A 17,458-nucleotide genomic window follows, 5' to 3' on the forward strand; every position below is an offset into this window, starting at 1 on the left:
TGGGAGACACGACATGTTAAAGCAGTGGTTTAAGTCAGGTTCTCCTTGGATATGGATGACAGGTGGTGCAGTAAGTATCAGTTTGATTTCTGTCTTAGGGTTATTAGCAATGATTGCTTGGAAAGGGTTAAGCTTTTTCTGGCCATCACAAGTAGTGCAATTAGAGCTACAGGGCTCGGTTGCGCAGCAAACTGTAATTGGTGAAATATACGACCGTGAAATGGTGCCTAAATCGCGCCTTGAGGCAACCGGTGTTGATTTATCTGGTTATGATAAAGAGCAACTAGAGCGTTATTTAATTAAAACCGGTAACCGTGAATACGTTGATTTAGATTTTCGTTGGGTAATAGAAACTGACATAAAATCAAATACCATGCCTGCGGCTATAGCGGTGTTTGAACGCAGTAAAAACGGTAATTTTTATGGCTACGTCGAACAAGTAATAAAAGACGGCCAAGTGATCACCGATAATAAAACTGAAGTATTAGAAGAATTAGTTGAACGTGCCGTTGAGCTTAATGAGCAAGCGCTTGATTTGCAAAACGGTGACATTGGTCATATTAACTATCAATTAGAGCGTTTACGTTTACAAGAGAAGTCGTATTTACTCGATGATGCACTGACCGATGAACGAGTGGCTGAGCTTGCGCAACAGCGTGCAGATCTAAGAGCCGAGTATGGCGTACTTGAAAAGCAATTGTTTGCACTGCGCAAACAAGCTAAGCGTGATCAGGTAACCGTAAAAGATATGCGCGGTGAAATTGTTACTTTGCCTTTATATCAGGTTTTGGATTTTTGGTTTCCTAATGACATGAGCTTTGTTGCAAAGCTAGGTCACTACTTTGTACAACTAGGTAAATTTGTTTCAGATGATCCGCGTGAAGCTAATACTGAAGGTGGTGTATTCCCGGCAATCTTTGGTACTGTTTTTATGGTAATGTTGATGGCTGTAATTGTAACGCCGTTTGGGGTTGTAGCAGCTATATACTTACATGAATATGCGGCTAAAAATGCGGTTACCAAGATGATCCGTATCGCGGTCATTAACTTGGCTGGTGTTCCTTCAATTGTTTACGGTGTATTCGGTTTAGGATTCTTTGTTTATGTATTAGGTGGCAGTTTGGATCAATTGTTTTATCCAGAAGCCTCACCTAGTCCAGTATTTGGTACTCCAGGGGTACTTTGGTCTGCTTTAACGCTTGCTATTTTAACGCTGCCTGTGGTGATTGTATCAACAGAAGAAGGCTTATCACGTATCCCAAGTACGGTTCGTCATGGCTCTTTAGCACTGGGCGCAACGCAAGCTGAAACGTTATGGCGTATTATCGTGCCAATGGCCAGTCCTGCGATTATGACCGGTTTAATATTAGCGGTGGCGCGTGCTGCTGGCGAAGTTGCACCATTGATGCTAGTGGGTGTGGTGAAAATGGCACCGACATTACCGCTCGATGGTAACTTCCCGTATTTTCATCTAGATCGAAAGTTCATGCATTTAGGTTTTCATATATACGACGTTGGCTTCCAAAGCCCAAATGTAGAAGCGGCACGTCCGCTAGTGTATGCCACCGCATTCTTATTGGTATCAGTAATTATTACACTGAATATCACCGCGATAGGCATACGTAACCATTTACGTGAAAAATTTAGATCGCTTGATCAATAATTAGTAAAGATTCTATAGGTAACAAACATGATTACAGTCGCTCCACAAGTAAACCAATCAAGCACGAGTTTGAAATTGGACTTAGACAATTTAAGCACCGAGCAAACGGCACTCGAGATCAAAAACTTAGATCTTTACTATGGTGAAAAACAAGCGCTTAGCTCAGTGAATATGAATATTCCAAAAGGCCAAGTAACCGCATTTATCGGACCATCAGGGTGTGGTAAATCTACGTTGTTGCGCTGTATTAACCGTATGAATGATCTGGTTGATATTTGCCGTATTGAAGGTGAAATTTTACTACACGGACAAAACATCTATGACAAAAAGGTAGATGTTGCAGCGCTGCGTCGTAATGTTGGTATGGTATTCCAGCGTCCGAACCCGTTTCCTAAATCAATCTACGAAAATGTGGTTTATGGCCTACGCTTACAAGGTATCAAAGAAAAACGTAAATTAGACGAGGTGGTTGAACAGTCACTGCGAGGCGCGGCACTGTGGGATGAAGTAAAAGATCGGCTTCACGATAGTGCATTTGGTTTGTCAGGTGGTCAGCAGCAACGTTTAGTGATTGCACGCTCTATCGCCATTGAGCCTGAAGTATTATTACTCGATGAGCCAACATCAGCATTGGATCCTATTTCAACACTGGTAATTGAAGAGCTTATCAACGATTTAAAAAATAAGTTTACCGTTGTTATCGTAACCCACAACATGCAACAAGCAGCGCGGGTTTCTGATCAAACGGCCTTTATGTACATGGGTGAATTAATAGAGTACTCAGATACCAATACGTTATTTACTACCCCAACGAAAAAGAAAACGGAAGATTATATCACCGGTCGTTACGGCTAGGCTGAGTCAAACTGTTTTTGGGTGACGTTAGCGATTTTGATAAGAAGGTAAACAATGGAACACAATATTAATAAGCATATTTCTGGCCGCTTTAACCAAGAGCTAGAAAACGTTCGCAACCATGTATTAAGCATGGGTGGCTTAGTTGAGCAGCAACTTAATAGCGCGCTTGATGCGGTAAGTAATGGCGATGCTGAGTTAGCGCGTAAAGTGCGTGAAAACGACTATAAAGTAAACGCCATGGAAGTAAATATTGATGAGGAATGTACCCGTATCATTGCTCGTCGTCAGCCAGCTGCAAGTGATTTACGCTTAGTAGTCGCGATTGCTAAAACCATTGCCGATTTAGAGCGTATTGGCGATGAAGCTGAGCGTATTGCTAAAGTTGCGCTAGATTCATTTACTAAAGATCAGCAAGATTTATTAGTTAACATCGAAAATATGGGTCGCCAAGTTTCAAAAATGCTGCATGATGTACTCGATGCTTTTGCACGTATGGATGTACAAAAAGCATTTGAAGTACATAAAGAAGATGCCAAGGTTGACCGTGAGTATGAAGCAATTACTCGTCAAATTATGACCTATATGATGGAAGATCCACGTTCAATTCCAAAAATTATGGATTTAGTTTGGTCGGTACGTTCATTGGAACGTATTGGCGACCGTTGTCAAAATATCTCTGAATACATTATTTACTTTGTTAATGGCAAAGATATTCGTCATACATCTCAAGAGGATATAGAAAAATCGTTATAGATTTTTTGATACCGTCTTGTTTTATTAAAGCGGCCAATGGTCGCTTTTCATGTTTTCGTTATAATTATAATGCTGTAGCGGCAGCTGTGATGTAATAAAAGCATTCACAATCGCGGTGAATGCTGTAAAATTCACGCCGCAAAGCATACTAATTTGATTTAAGGGTCAGTTATGCCTACAAACGCATTTTTAGGGGTATTCGCAAAATCTCCTATAAAGCCAATGGAAGATCACATCAAGAAGGTACATCAAGCAAGTAAAGCTTTGATCCCTTTTTTCAATCATGTATTTAAAGAAGAGTGGCAACAAGCAGAAGAGATTCGCTTGAACATTCGTACTTTAGAACGTGAAGCCGACGACATGAAAAGAAATATACGTTTACAGTTACCGCGCGGTTTATTTATGCCGGTAGAGCGTACAGATCTGCTTGAACTCGTCACCCAGCAAGATAAAATTGCTAATAAAGCAAAAGACATTGCTGGTCGTGTAATTGGTCGTGAGATGACCATTCCAAAAGAAATTCAAGTTAACTTTTTAGCCTATGTAACTCGCTGTGTTGATGCAACTAAACAAGCATCAAACGCAATCAATGAGTTAGATGAGTTACTAGAAACTGGTTTTAAAGGTCGTGAAGTGACCTTAGTAGAAAAAATGCTCGTTGAATTGGATGCAATTGAACAAGACACGGATGATATGCAAATCATAATACGTCGCCAATTACGTGACGTCGAAGATGAACTCAATCCTGTAGATGTAATGTTTTTATATAAAATCATCGAATGGGTCGGCGAGCTTGCGGATATCGCAGAACGCGTTGGTTCGCGTCTTGAGCTGATGTTAGCTCGGTAATTTACACTCAGTTCAATAACGAAAGATTAGGGTTACACAATGGATATCATTGCATCTTATGGCACGGTATTAATTTTAATTGCCGCAGCAGTCGGTTTTTTTATGGCTTATGGTATTGGCGCGAATGACGTTGCTAATGCGATGGGCACATCGGTAGGTTCAAAAGCATTAACTATTAAACAAGCTATTTTTATAGCGATGATTTTTGAATTTGCAGGCGCCTACTTAGCTGGCGGCGAAGTAACATCGACAATTCGTAAAGGCATTATCGATTCTACGCCGTTTTTAGACCTGCCAGAACTTATGGTATTAGGGATGATCTCGGCATTATTTGCAGCGGGTAGTTGGTTGCTAATAGCTTCATTCTTAGGTTGGCCGGTATCAACCACGCATTCAATTATTGGTGCTATCATCGGATTTGCTTTAGTTGCAGTTGGCAGCGAAGCGATTCAATGGGACAAAGTTGCAGGTATTGTGGGGAGTTGGATTGTTACCCCGGCGATTTCAGGGTTTATTGCCTACTTAATATTTATGAGTGCGCAAAAGTTAATTTTTGACACCGAGGCACCACTTAATAATGCCAAACGCTATGTGCCTATTTACATGGGTTTAGCCGGTTTTATCATGTCTTTAGTAACCATCAAGAAAGGTTTAAAGCACATTGGTATTAATTTAGGTGCTGTTGAAGGTTATGCATTAGCAATCGGTATTGCTGTTATTGTTGGTATTATTGGTAAAATCGTTATTTCTCGGTTAAAGATTGATCCAAAAGCCGATAAGAAAATGCAATTTAATAACGTTGAGAAAGTGTTTGCTATCTTAATGGTATTAACCGCATGTTGTATGGCATTTGCTCATGGTTCTAATGACGTGGCTAACGCTATTGGTCCGTTGGCTGCAGTTGTAAACATTGTTGAAAATAACGGTGAGATAGCTAAGCAAGCGACAATCGCATGGTGGATTTTACCACTGGGTGGTTTCGGTATTGTTGCAGGCCTTGCAATTTTAGGCAAAAAAGTAATTAAAACGATTGGTGAAGGCATTACGCATTTAACACCAAGTCGTGGTTTTGCTGCTGAATTAGCTGCTGCTTCTACAGTTGTAATTGCATCGGGAACAGGCTTACCAATTTCTACTACACAAACCTTAGTTGGCGCGGTATTAGGGGTAGGTATGGCACGTGGAATTGCTGCACTTAATATGGGTGTGATCAGAAACATTGTAGTTTCTTGGGTAATTACATTGCCAGTTGGCGCTGCCCTTGCTATTGTTATTTTCTACATACTGAGAACTGCCTTTGGAGTTTAAATCCAGCAGTCTTTAAGTATTACAGACTTTTAGCTTGAAAAGATCTCAACGCCCTTGGTGTTGGGGTCTTTTTATTTGTGGGTACAAAAAGTATGACGAACTTACCAAGTATTAAACAGCTGCAGTATTTATTGGCAGTTCATCAGCATCAACATTTTGGCCGCGCCGCAAGTGCGTGTTTTATTGGTCAATCAACACTCAGCAGTGCAATTCAAACCCTTGAAGAAACACTCGGTTGCCAACTCATAGAGCGTGAAAATCGTAGTTTGATGTTCACAGCTATCGGCGAAGAGGTAGTAGAGCGGGCACGCAAAATTATTGACGATACGCTAAGTGTTAGAGAGCTGACTAAAAGCCATTTAACACCGCTAAGCGGTACGCTCACACTTGGAGTTATTCCAACGATTGCTAGTTTTATTGCGGCACCTCTCTACCACCTTTGTCAGCAACAGTTTGCCGATTTAGAGTTGGTACTGGTTGAAGACACCAGTGATAGCTTGTTAGATAAACTCGAGCATGGCCATATCGATATGGCGCTGTTGGCACTACCTTACGATACTGATAAATTTCATACTCAAGTACTCGCGCAAGATCACTTTTGCTTAGTACATCATAAAGACTATTTACCTGCTAAGAATATAGAAGATTTTAACTTGTTACCGGAAGCCAGCGTGTTCTTATTAGAGCGAGAACATTGTATGACAGGGCACGCATTAAGTGCTTGTCATTTAAATCGTTCAAGCTGTATCAATCCGTTTGAAGCGGCGAGCTTACACACCTTACTTAGCATGGTTGAGCACCAGTTCGGTGTGACTTTCTTGCCGCAAATGGCGATTAACGCGGGTATTTTAGCGAACAAAAACATGCTTGCCACTCCCTCACAAAGTGACGCTTACCGCGATATTGGCATTCTGTGGCGCAAAACAACCGGTCGTATTCGAGATTTTCGTTTATTTAGCCAAATGCTAGAAAGCTTTTTAAAGCAGCAATGCCGTTTAATGGCAGATGAATAGCTCATTTAGGTGAGCTTTTTTATTTATTTTCATTTATTTTTATCTTTTCCAAAATATCTGCTTCACTCTATCGACTAACCTCATAAGTAAAATAACTAAGCATCGAGAATCGTGTTTTTTCAATCAATAGAAACATTAATCGCCAAAGCACAACAAGGAAATAAGCGCGCCTGGCTTAAGCTGGTTAAGCAGCATGAAAGCCAAGTTTATAACTATTGTTTGCGGATGCTAAGTAACCCAGATGATGCCATGGACTTAATGCAAGAGGTGTTTATTTCGGTGTATAAAAGTCTGCCGAACTTTCGTGGTGAGTCGAGTTTTAATACTTGGGTATTTCAAATTGTGCATCGGCGTAGCGTTGAATACTACCGCCGTCGCAAGCATTATCAGAGCTTAGATGATGTGCCAGAACAAGCCTGTGAACACAGTGAATTAGAAGGCAATAGTGTAGCTCAGGCCCAGCATCAGCAATTAAAAAGTATGTTGAATAAGTTACCGTGGGAGCAGCGTTTAGTGGTGGAGTTGAAATTTTTCCAGCATTGCACCTTTGAAGAGATTGCTGAGCAATTAGATATTTCAACTAATACTGCTAAGTCGCGGTTATACAGTGCATTAGGAAAATTAAAAGTTCATTTGGAGGCCGTAGATGGCTAGTTTAGAGTCGCTTTTTGAGCAATGGTTAGATGGTAAAGTTTTGAGCGATAAACAATTGCAGCAGCTCGAAAATGATCCCGAATATGCAGCGTTGATGAGCCAAGCGCAAGTATGGCAACAGCATAGCCGTGACTATAAGGCTGTACCTGTACCAATCTGGGATCGCCAATCAACAATATCGCAGTTCTCTGCTGTGCGTGTGTTTAGCGTCGCTGGAACGTGGGCTGTTGCAGCATCAGTATTGGTTTGTTCGTTAATCTTTTTAGTTTTACCGCAATCAGATGCGCAGGGGTTACTTGCACAAGTAACGAAACAAACACATTTATTGCAGTCTCAACAAAAGCAAATTGACCAAATGCAAAAAATTATTACTGCGCAAAATCAATTGCAGCAACAGCAGATGTATCAATTAGCAAAAGAGGCCATTGCAACAGGACGAGTTGAACGCCAAGAAGATATTGCCAGTTTAATTACTTACATCAAAACCCAGCGAGCTCAAGATCAAGCGTATCTACGGATGCAATTAAATGATTTAGCCGAACAAGTACAAGAGCAGCCAACAGCCGCGATTGCGAGAAATTAGGAGTATAGAGCATGAATAAAAAACTTATCAGCAGCGCCATAATGGCCATACTTGGGTGTTTAAGTGCTAATGTATCTGCGCAAGCCCCAGCGGAGTTGGCATCAATACAGCGTGAAGCAGCAATAATGGAAAACATTTTAAGCAGCGCGTTAAAGCAAGATACCAATAAAAGGATCCGTGCGATTCAAGCCAACTATTTTGTTAAGCAGGGAGTGGTATTTGAGCTGGACGTAAGAGGCTCTAGCCGCTGGCAGACTATTTTTAGTAACGCACCTAATGCGCCGTTACCACCACTGCCTGAAATTGATTTTGCTAATATGGATATTGAAATTATCAGTGATCAAGTAGAGTTTATTACCGAAGATGTTGTTGAATCATCACGAGAAGCTTATCAACAAGCGATGGAACTAATGCGTGAAGGCGCAGAACAAGTGCGCGAAATTGCAGAGCAAGAGCGTGATGTGGGCCGAAAGTTGCGGGATTTAGAGCGTGAAAAGCGCGATTTAGAGTTTGCCAGCCGCCATGATAATAGCGCCGAAGAAAAACAGCTTGAACAACGCAAAAAAGCGTTAGAAAAAGATATCGCGAAGCTGGAAAAACAACAAACTACACTCACTAAACAGCAGCAACAGCTACGCCAAAATATCAATGCAAAGCAAGCCGAGCGTGAGCAACAACAAGCCGCAGAGCAACAACAGTTACTGGAGCAAGTAAGCACAAGTATCAGTCTTACGTTATGTGATTACGGTAGTGGTTTACGTAGTCTGCCAAACGACGAGCATGTGAGTTTTGTTCTTAAAGGGCTCGGCGATAAAAATACGAGTTTAATAAAAGTATTTAATAAATCAGATATTAAAAAGTGTGTCGCCGGCGATATCAAAGCCAGCGAACTGACTAAAAAAGCTATTAGCTACCAATTTTAATTAGCCGAGCTGATATTAACTGAGCTCAATTAATAACTTATCCCTGACCAACAAGCAGCCGTATTATAAAGGCTGCTTTTCGTTATGCCCTTCATATTCAAACTGTTTATTGAATGGCGTAATATCTGGTAAAAATAACAAATAAACCCACACCACTAAGTTAAAGTAGGGGATCAAACCTAAGCAGGTAAAAGTTACAACCGGGTAACCTTTGATACTGGCATATCGATAGCATTGGTAAGTTATCCCTAAGTTTACCGCTAATAGTAACGCTATTAATTGCATCATAATTCACTCCATAAATTGACAATGATACTAATAACAACATGTTAGTTTGTAAGTGACATGTTGCTATGATTTAACGATGTCATGTGAAATTTCGATTATCATCATAATCACAAGACATTTATCGCCCGATGAGCAAAGTATAGATGAGTTATCACAAGATGGAAGTAAAAAAATGCGTAGATTTGTATGAAAAGTTCGCTATTTTAGCTAGGTGGTTGTTCGTAAAAAGTTTTGTTTTGATAAATTTTTTGTAACTGATGTTTGATTTTTTCTACGGGCACCGGGCGTGAAATAAAGTAGCCTTGGCCATAATCAACACCTATTTCTTTTAGTGCTAAAAAGATCTCTTCATTTTCAACATATTCAGCAACTGAACGCTTATTGAGCGAGCGACTAATATCATTTATTGCTTTAACTAACGCCAAGTCGATTGGATCATTGAGCATATCGCGAACAAACGAACCGTCTATTTTTACATGTTGAGCTGGCAGCTGTTTAAGATAATTAAAGGTGCTAAAGCCAGTGCCAAAGTCATCAATTGAAAAATGACAGCCCAAGCGATTGAGCTTTTCGATCATCGCACGAGTGGCAGTTAAATTATTGATACTGGCGGACTCGGTGATCTCAAAAATAACCCGGGTAGGGCTGATATCGCACTTTTCAAGGGTCGATTCGATATGCGGTAATAGGCGTTCATCTAAAAACGATTGCGCAGATAGGTTTATTGCAACTTGATTTAGCTCAGGGTTAGCGGCAATGGCAGAAATTGCATTGCTGATCACACATTGATCCATTAAGTAAGTGTCGTTCAATAATTCAAGTGACGGAATAAATTGGTTTGGATAAACCAGTTCACCGTCGAGTTTTAAGCGTAACAGTGCTTCAAAATAAGCGACACCACCATGTTTAAAGTCCCAAATCGGCTGGTAATGTAATTCAATTTGGTTTTGTTGTAATGCTTGGCGAATGCTGTGTCCCCACTCTAATCCAGCTTGCAAGGTGTTATGGCTGGCATCTTCTTTAGAGTAACAATGAACCAAATTACGGCCTAAGCTTTTAGCAACGTACAAGGCAATATCAGCTTGTTTTAAGCATTCACTCGGATCATGGTTCGCTGCTGTTATTTGCGTTAAGCCAATTGAGCAGCTAATTGAATAAACTTGTTCTTCAGATTTAAACTGGTGACCTTCAATAGCCATACAAATACTTTCAGCTATCAAGTGTGCATCAAGCAGATTCATATTATTTAAGATCACCGCAAATTCATCACCACCAATGCGACACACTAAGTGTTCATCACTGATATTGGCGTTAAATAGTTGCGCAACTTCTTTAAGAACTATATCGCCTTGTTGATGACCTTTACTGTCATTAATTATTTTAAAATGATCGAGGTCAATATAAATTAAAGCGTGTTCTATGTCGCCATTAGTGCGTTGCGGCTGGCAAATTCGATTGAGTTGTTGATCAAAATAATAGCGGTTATGTAAGCCGGTTAAGGTGTCATGAAGCGCTAAATGGCGCAGCTGTAATTCAGCTTGTTTGCGCTCATGAATATTATCTATTGTGGCGGTGATCGTGGCAGCATTACTGCTGTTTTTGATTAGTTGTAAGCGGCACTCAACCCAAATAGCTTGACCATCTTTATGAATAATTTGCACTTCAACCTGCTGTTGCAAGGCACCGCCATGCAAAATACTGCTAATTGTTTGCAGTAGTTTATCTTTGCAATCATTGATACAAAAGTCAGAGAGTGCTTTGCTCAAGGTTTGTTTTATGCCAAACCCACTGAGTGCTTCCCACGCAGGGTTGATAAAACGAATGCGGCCTTGTTGATCAAATTCAAGCACCACAGTATTAAGATGTAATAGTATCCGCTGATGGGCTGAAAATAGCTCCTTATAGCGGCTTTGACTTTGACTTAGCTGTTCTACTTTTTGTGCAAACTCTGCATAACTGACCATAAAATCTTCACGGCGCGCAGCATGGTCGCATACTTTACTTAACAAGGTTTGTTCATACGGTGCACGAATAAAATCAGTAACCCCTGAAAGCAATAGTTGTTCAGCATGATCGGCATCTTTTGTATCAATAATAGTTACAATGGCTTGTTTTGGGTTGTGTTGTAAAATCTCTTCAACTAATTGACTGGCAGCTCCTGCGTGTGCTGCGGTTGCATCAAGTAACACAATGGCAAACTTTTGCTGCAAATAGATTGATAATGCTTGTTTATTACTAGAAACATGGGTGCAGGCAAAGTTTAGCTGTAGTTGTTGCGTTATTTCGGCGGCTTTACTACTGTCGGTTTCGAGCAGCAACAAATCTAAGCGACTGCTTTTTTCTAAATGCGTTGATAATACATTTGCCAGTACCTGTGGCAGCATATCTTGGCGTTCAAATGGTAATACCGCATCTATGCCATAACTGCGTGCTGTCGTTTCGGCTATTCGCTCACAATAGATAGGCGGAGTAAGCACAATTGGTGTGTTTTTTGGGGTTTTTAATAACCCTGAACGGATCATCCGAGAAAATCGCCAGCCATCGATTTTACCAACATTTAGACCGGTAATAATGACATCGACCGCTTGAGATTTAAGAATTTCGAGGGCTTGTTGGCTATCGGCCACTTCAAGGAAAGTAAATACATTGAGCCGATTTAAGGTTGACTTAACAGCCTGACGCTCAGCGACACTGGCGTTTAAGATCAGCAAAGTTAGCTGCTTAGCCATTTATGTCACACCTCTTATCAACCTAGCTCTAATCAAGTTGAGTAGAATAATGCCATTTGTCTCGAACCACAAGAGAACATTCCATTGTATTTTAATTAAAGCCGTTGGTTGAGCTAATAGCACGATACAGTTAAACTTGGCGCGACTTTTTTGATCTGGATATATCCTATGCGCGTGGCTGATTTTAGCTTTGACTTACCTGATGAATTAATTGCTCGTTTTCCTAAACAGGATCGAACCAGCAGTCGCTTATTAACCTTAGATGGCCCAAGTGGCGCTGTAGAACATAAAATATTTAGCGATATTCTTGATTTAGTAAATGAAAATGACTTGTTGGTATTTAATAATACCAAAGTGATCCCTGCTCGTATGTATGGCCAAAAAGCATCTGGCGGTAAACTTGAAGTGCTGGTAGAGCGCGTGCTTGATGAGCATCGCGTGCTGGCTCATGTACGCGCCAGTAAATCACCAAAACCAGGTACAGAACTTATTCTCGAAGGTAAAGCGCAGGCGACTATGGTGGGTCGTCATGGCGAATTGTTTGAACTAGAGTTTACAGGTGAGCAAAACGTTCTGGAAATTTTAAACGATATTGGTCATATGCCACTGCCGCCTTATATTGACCGTCCAGATACTGACGAAGACCGCAAACGCTATCAAACAGTCTACGGTGAAAAACCTGGCGCGGTTGCAGCGCCAACTGCCGGTCTACATTTTGACGATACGCTCATGGCTGCATTAAAAGCCAAGGGTGTAAACATGGCATTTGTTACCTTGCATGTTGGCGCTGGCACATTCCAGCCGGTGCGCGTAGACTCGGTTAATGATCATATAATGCACTCCGAATACATTGAAGTGCCTGATGATGTTGTTGCAGCAGTCGCTGCAACCAAAGCTAACGGCGGCAGAGTGATTGCGGTAGGCACAACTTCGGTACGTTCATTGGAATCAGCAGCTAAGATACATGGCGGCCAATTAGCCAGTTACTTTGGTGACACCGATATTTTTATTTACCCAGGTTATCAATTTAACGTAGTTGATGCCATGGTCACTAATTTTCACTTGTCAGAATCGACATTGATCATGTTGGTTAGTGCATTTGCTGGGCAAGATAATATTATGAGTGCATACCAAACTGCAATTGCACAAAAATACCGCTTTTTTAGCTACGGCGATGCGATGTTTTTAACCCGTAAATAGTTTTTTCTATAAAAGCACTTAAAGCCCAGCATTGCGTTGGGCTTTTTAGTTTTGATTTTTGCACTTTTAATTTCAGCTTTGAGCCCAATTAATAGTAATGGTTTTACAAAAAGGGTAGAATCGAGCGGTTAAATTATAGCTTGTTGGACTGTTTTTCTGACATTTGAGGATGATATGAAGTTTGAATTAGACCGTACAGACGGTAAAGCCCGCCGCGGCCGCTTGATTTTTGATAGAGGCGTAGTCGAAACGCCAGCATTTATGCCAGTAGGTACTTACGGTACTGTCAAAGGTATGACCCCAGATGAAGTCAAAGACACTGGTGCGCATATTTGCCTAGGTAACACCTTCCATTTAATGCTTCGCCCTGGTACTGAAATCATCAAGCAGCATGGTGGATTACATGGTTTTATGAATTGGGATAAACCAATTTTAACCGACTCAGGCGGTTTTCAAGTGTTTAGCTTAGGCGCAATGCGTAAAATTACCGAAGAAGGTGTATTGTTTAGCTCGCCTGTTAACGGTGAAAAAATTATGCTTTCACCAGAAAAAGCCATGCAAGTGCAGCGTGATTTAGGTTCAGACATCGTAATGATTTTTGACGAATGTACGCCTTATCCTGCCACCGAAAAAGAAGCTAAAGATTCAATGGAGTTATCACTTCGTTGGGCTAAGCGTTCAAAAGAAGGTCACGGTGACAATCCATCAGCTTTATTTGGTATTATCCAAGGTGGTATGTATCCGGAGTTGCGTGCTCAGTCACAACAAGGTCTTGAAGAAATTGGTTTTGATGGCTACGCACTCGGTGGTTTATCGGTCGGTGAGCCAAAAAATGAGATGATTAACATTCTTGATCACTGTGCTTATAAAATGCCAGAGAACAAACCCCGTTACCTTATGGGTGTAGGTAAACCTGAAGACTTAGTTGAAGCCGTTCGTCGCGGTATCGATATGTTTGACTGTGTAATGCCAACTCGTAATGCGCGTAATGGACATTTATTTATAACTGGTGGCATTGTGAAAATTCGTAATGCTGTGCACAAAACAGATACCGGCCCACTTGATCCTGAGTGTGATTGCCATACTTGTAAGAACTATTCGCGCGCGTACCTACATCATCTTGATAAATGTAACGAAATTTTAGGTGCACGACTAAACACAATTCATAACTTACGTTACTATCAGCGTGTTATGGAAGGTTTACGTAATGCGATCGGTGACGGTAAGTTAGATGAATTCGTAAATGATTTTTATGCACGCCGCGGCCAAGAAGTGCCAGAGCTTGCAGATACCACAAATTAAATTTAAAAATTAAAGAGGAAGTGTTATGAGTTTATTTATTTCAAACGCCCACGCAAGTGCGGCAGGTGCAGCGCCAGCCGGTGGTGGTTATGAGATGTTGATCATGCTAGCTATCTTTGGCTTAGTATTTTACTTCTTGATTTACCGTCCACAAGCTAAGCGTGTAAAAGAGCATAAAGCGCTGATGAATGCGATGGCAAAAGGCGACGAAGTTCTTACTCAAGGTGGTTTAGTGGGTAAAATCGCTAAAATCTCTGACGATAAAGATTTCATTGTTATTTCACTTAACGATCAAGCTGAAGTAACTGTACAAAAATCAGCAGTGTCAGCAGTATTGCCTAAAGGCACAATGAAGTCGCTATAATAATAATAAGGACGCCCACGTGTTAAACAAGTTTCCATTATGGAAGTATTTACTTGTTCTAGCTGTGATTGCGGTAGGTCTTTTATATGCCTCTCCTAATTTGTATGGTCGTGATCCGGCCATACAAATTTCAGGTACTAAAGGAACTGATGCAGATCTAGCTGTAGTAGACAAAGTAAATGCGACCCTCAAAGAGCACAATGTTACCGTAAAATCAGTTAAGTTCGAAAACGGTCAAGTGTTGATCCGCTTTAAAAATGTTGAAGAGCAGCTTAAAGCGCAAGATTTATTGCGTGATTCATTGAGCGACGATTACATCTCAGCCATTAACATGGCCCCGGCGCAACCTCATTGGTTAAAAGCCCTTGGCGGCAATCCAATGAAATTGGGCTTGGATTTAAGTGGCGGTGTTCACTTTACGATGGAAATTGACATGGTGACAGCGGTTGATAACGCGCTGGAGCAAATGGATCAAGACTATAAAAGTGATTTACGTGAAGAAAAACTACGCTATCGCACGGTACGTCGTGTAGCTGGTACTGAACGTATTCGTGTGGAGATGCGCAGCGCAGAAGATAAAGATGCGGCAGAGCGTTTTTTACAGTCACGCTATCCATTACATAACTACATTGATGATAGCTCTAACGATAACGCGTTTTATGCCACCATCAGCGAGCAAAAACTCAAAGAAATTCGTGACTATGCTATCAAGCAAAACGAAACCATTATCCGTAACCGTATTAACCAAATCGGTGTTGCTGAGCCTAACGTACAACGTCAAGGTGCAGAGCGTATTATTGTGCAGCTACCAGGTGTTCAAGATACTGCGCGTGCGAAAGAGATTTTGGGTGCTACAGCAACCCTTGAGTTTCGTGAAGTAGACGAAAATGCCGATCCAACGGCAGCAGCGCAAGGGCGTATTCCGCCTGGTACTGAAATGATCATGAGCCGTGATGGCTACCCAGTGGTACTTAAAAAACGCATTATTCTCGAAGGTAGTCACATTACTGGTGCGCAATCGGGTGCCGATGAATACCAACGTCCGCAAGTAAGTATTAGCCTTGATAGCAAAGGCGGCGCGAAAATGAATGCTTTCACTAAGCGTGCTATTGGCAAGCGTATGGCGACGGTATTTATAGAGTATAAGCCCTCTGGTAAAACAGACGAAAACGGTAAAGCGCTACCACCAATTAAGGTGGAAGAAGTGATCAACGTTGCAACTATACAAGCGCGTCTTGATCGTTCGTTTCGCATCACCGGCATTGATAACCCTGCAGAAGCACATAACTTAAGTTTATTACTACGTGCTGGAGCACTTGTTGCGCCAATTCAAATTGTTGAAGAGCGCACGGTAGGGCCAAGCTTAGGTCAAGAAAATATCGAAGCAGGTATGACGGCGGTTGCTTTAGGCTTCCTGTTTGTACTGATCTTTATGTTAGTTTATTACAAAGGTTTTGGCTTAGTCGCTAATATTGCCTTAGCAGCTAACTTAGTATTGATTGTGGGTGTTATGTCGTTGATCCCAGGCGCTGCACTAACACTGCCAGGTATTGCTGGTATCGTACTAACGGTAGGTATGGCAGTTGATGCCAACGTACTAATATTTGAGCGTATTCGCGAAGAGCTGGCCGATGGACGTAGTCCGCAACAGGCTGTTCATCATGGTTATGATAGTGCTTTTAGTACAATTTTTGATGCCAATATTACCACCTTAATTGCTGCGATTATCTTGTTCGCAGTGGGTACAGGCCCAATTGCTGGTTTCGCAGTGACACTTGCGATAGGTATTATCACCTCAATGTTTACAGCCATTGTTGGTACCCGTGCGGTAATCAACTTATGTATTGGTGGTAAGCGCATTGATAAGCTGTCAATTTAAGGAGCAGATATGCAAATTTTAAAATTAGGCGGCAGAACTTTAGGGTTTATGTCGCTGCGCAAAGTTGCTATGAGCATCTCAACGCTACTTATTTTGGCATCGTTCGCATCGTTCTTCGTTAAAGGTTTAAACTTTGGCTTAGATTTTACGGGCGGTACTGCTGTAGAAGTCGGTTTTGCACAACCAGCAGACTTAAAGAAAGTACGTTCAGTGTTAGCTGAAAATGGTTTTGCAGATGCATCAGTACAATTGTTCGGTTCAAGCCAAGAGATTTTGGTTCGCTTAGCACCGCGTGGTGATGATGTTAAAGCCGAAGTAATTGGTAACCAAGTAATTGATGCACTTAAAAAAGCCGATGATAGCGTAGTAATGCGTCGAATTGAGTTTGTTGGCCCAAGTGTAGGTGAAGATTTAAAAGAGCAGGGTGGCCTTGCCATGTTAACTGCGCTTATTTGTATCTTGATCTATGTGGCATTTCGCTTTGAGTGGCGTTTTGCGGTAGGCGCAGTGTCGGCACTTTTACACGATGTAATCATTACTTTAGGTTTGTTTTCAGTATTAGGGTTAGAGTTCGACTTAACCATATTGGCGGCAATACTGGCGGTAATAGGTTACTCTCTTAATGATACTATCGTTGTATCTGACCGTATTCGTGAGAACTTCCGCAAAGTGCGTATCGACGATACTGTTGAGATCATTGATATTTCATTAACGCAAACACTTAACCGTACTCTAGTAACTTCAATTACCACTATTTTAGTATTAATCGCCTTGTTTGCTTGGGGTGGTCAAACTATTCATGGTTTTGCTACAGCGCTGTTATTTGGTGTGTTTATTGGTACTTATTCTTCGATTTATGTTGCTAGTGCCGTTGCGATTGCGATGGGCGTAAGTAAAGAAGACTTAATACCAGAAGTTATCGAAAAAGAAGGCGCAGATTTAGACGCTATGCCATAGGTATAAATCTAAGTTTACGTTTAAAAAACCGCTCATTGAGCGGTTTTTTGCTTTTAAGTGTTTGTGCCGCCTACGAGAGTTTAAAGTTACTTTGATGCTTAATCACTTGTGGGCTAGTGGCTTGCCACCGCGCTG

General features: G+C 41.3%; 16 protein-coding genes. 14 read left to right on the forward strand and 2 right to left on the reverse strand.

Annotated features, from left to right (window positions below):
• Nucleotides 1-13 precede the first annotated feature (13 nt).
• The 9 genes from pstA (at nt 14) to FW757_RS05045 (ending at nt 8,604) form a co-directional block, all read left to right on the forward strand.
• Nucleotides 14-1,663 carry a phosphate ABC transporter permease PstA gene (gene pstA / locus FW757_RS05005; protein ID WP_149980527.1) on the forward strand — a complete coding sequence of 550 codons (1,650 nt, stop codon included), beginning with the start codon at nt 14-16 and terminating at the stop codon, nt 1,661-1,663.
• A 27-nt stretch (nt 1,664-1,690) separates the two neighbouring features.
• A complete protein-coding gene (gene pstB, locus FW757_RS05010; RefSeq protein ID WP_145238219.1) occupies nt 1,691-2,518 on the forward strand; it encodes a phosphate ABC transporter ATP-binding protein PstB in 828 nt (275 codons plus the stop codon).
• Nucleotides 2,519-2,572: 54 nt separating this feature from the next.
• Entirely contained in the window at nt 2,573-3,274 is a 702-nt protein-coding gene (gene phoU, locus FW757_RS05015) for a phosphate signaling complex protein PhoU (protein WP_064668157.1), read from the forward strand.
• Nucleotides 3,275-3,445: 171 nt separating this feature from the next.
• Nucleotides 3,446-4,123: a TIGR00153 family protein gene (locus FW757_RS05020; protein ID WP_145238222.1), complete on the forward strand. Its 678-nt coding sequence runs from the start codon at nt 3,446-3,448 to the stop codon at nt 4,121-4,123.
• A 39-nt stretch (nt 4,124-4,162) separates the two neighbouring features.
• Entirely contained in the window at nt 4,163-5,431 is a 1,269-nt protein-coding gene (locus FW757_RS05025) for an inorganic phosphate transporter (RefSeq protein WP_182719201.1), read from the forward strand.
• A gap of 92 nt (nt 5,432-5,523) precedes the next feature.
• Nucleotides 5,524-6,444 (forward strand): hydrogen peroxide-inducible genes activator, encoded by a 921-nt coding sequence (locus FW757_RS05030; protein ID WP_149980528.1) that lies wholly within the window; start codon nt 5,524-5,526, stop codon nt 6,442-6,444.
• Nucleotides 6,445-6,555: 111 nt separating this feature from the next.
• Nucleotides 6,556-7,098 (forward strand): RNA polymerase sigma factor, encoded by a 543-nt coding sequence (locus FW757_RS05035; RefSeq protein WP_182719203.1) that lies wholly within the window; start codon nt 6,556-6,558, stop codon nt 7,096-7,098.
• Entirely contained in the window at nt 7,091-7,681 is a 591-nt protein-coding gene (locus tag FW757_RS05040; protein ID WP_446440928.1) for a hypothetical protein, read from the forward strand. The genes FW757_RS05035 and FW757_RS05040 overlap by 8 nt, the downstream gene beginning before the upstream one ends.
• 11 nt (nt 7,682-7,692) lie before the next feature.
• Nucleotides 7,693-8,604 carry a hypothetical protein gene (locus FW757_RS05045; protein WP_446440929.1) on the forward strand — a complete coding sequence of 304 codons (912 nt, stop codon included), beginning with the start codon at nt 7,693-7,695 and terminating at the stop codon, nt 8,602-8,604.
• A gap of 63 nt (nt 8,605-8,667) precedes the next feature.
• Here the strand turns inward: FW757_RS05045 and FW757_RS05050 are convergent, their stop codons facing one another.
• Both FW757_RS05050 and FW757_RS05055 read right to left on the reverse strand, forming a co-directional pair.
• Nucleotides 8,668-8,892 carry a hypothetical protein gene (locus tag FW757_RS05050; protein WP_446440930.1) on the reverse strand — a complete coding sequence of 75 codons (225 nt, stop codon included), beginning with the start codon at nt 8,890-8,892 and terminating at the stop codon, nt 8,668-8,670.
• Between the two features lie 203 nt (nt 8,893-9,095).
• Nucleotides 9,096-11,621 carry an EAL domain-containing protein gene (locus FW757_RS05055; protein ID WP_182719206.1) on the reverse strand — a complete coding sequence of 842 codons (2,526 nt, stop codon included), beginning with the start codon at nt 11,619-11,621 and terminating at the stop codon, nt 9,096-9,098.
• A gap of 168 nt (nt 11,622-11,789) precedes the next feature.
• On the opposite strand from FW757_RS05055, the gene queA reads away from it, so the two are divergent.
• The 5 genes from queA to secF all read left to right on the forward strand — a co-directional run bounded on the left by queA (nt 11,790) and on the right by secF (nt 17,323).
• Nucleotides 11,790-12,821 (forward strand): tRNA preQ1(34) S-adenosylmethionine ribosyltransferase-isomerase QueA, encoded by a 1,032-nt coding sequence (gene queA, locus FW757_RS05060; RefSeq protein WP_182719211.1) that lies wholly within the window; start codon nt 11,790-11,792, stop codon nt 12,819-12,821.
• Nucleotides 12,822-12,995: 174 nt separating this feature from the next.
• A complete protein-coding gene (gene tgt / locus FW757_RS05065) occupies nt 12,996-14,123 on the forward strand; it encodes a tRNA guanosine(34) transglycosylase Tgt (RefSeq protein WP_145238250.1) in 1,128 nt (375 codons plus the stop codon).
• Nucleotides 14,124-14,148: 25 nt separating this feature from the next.
• The gene (gene yajC / locus FW757_RS05070; RefSeq protein WP_182732013.1) at nt 14,149-14,487 is read left to right on the forward strand and encodes a preprotein translocase subunit YajC; all 339 of its coding nucleotides are present in this window, start codon (nt 14,149-14,151) and stop codon (nt 14,485-14,487) included.
• A gap of 19 nt (nt 14,488-14,506) precedes the next feature.
• Nucleotides 14,507-16,366, forward strand: coding sequence for a protein translocase subunit SecD (gene secD / locus FW757_RS05075; RefSeq protein WP_145238253.1), 1,860 nt, complete (start codon nt 14,507-14,509; stop codon nt 16,364-16,366).
• A 9-nt stretch (nt 16,367-16,375) separates the two neighbouring features.
• A complete protein-coding gene (gene secF / locus FW757_RS05080) occupies nt 16,376-17,323 on the forward strand; it encodes a protein translocase subunit SecF (protein WP_149980534.1) in 948 nt (315 codons plus the stop codon).
• Nucleotides 17,324-17,458: the final 135 nt, after the last annotated feature.

Source organism: Pseudoalteromonas sp. 1181_04 (assembly GCF_052850545.1).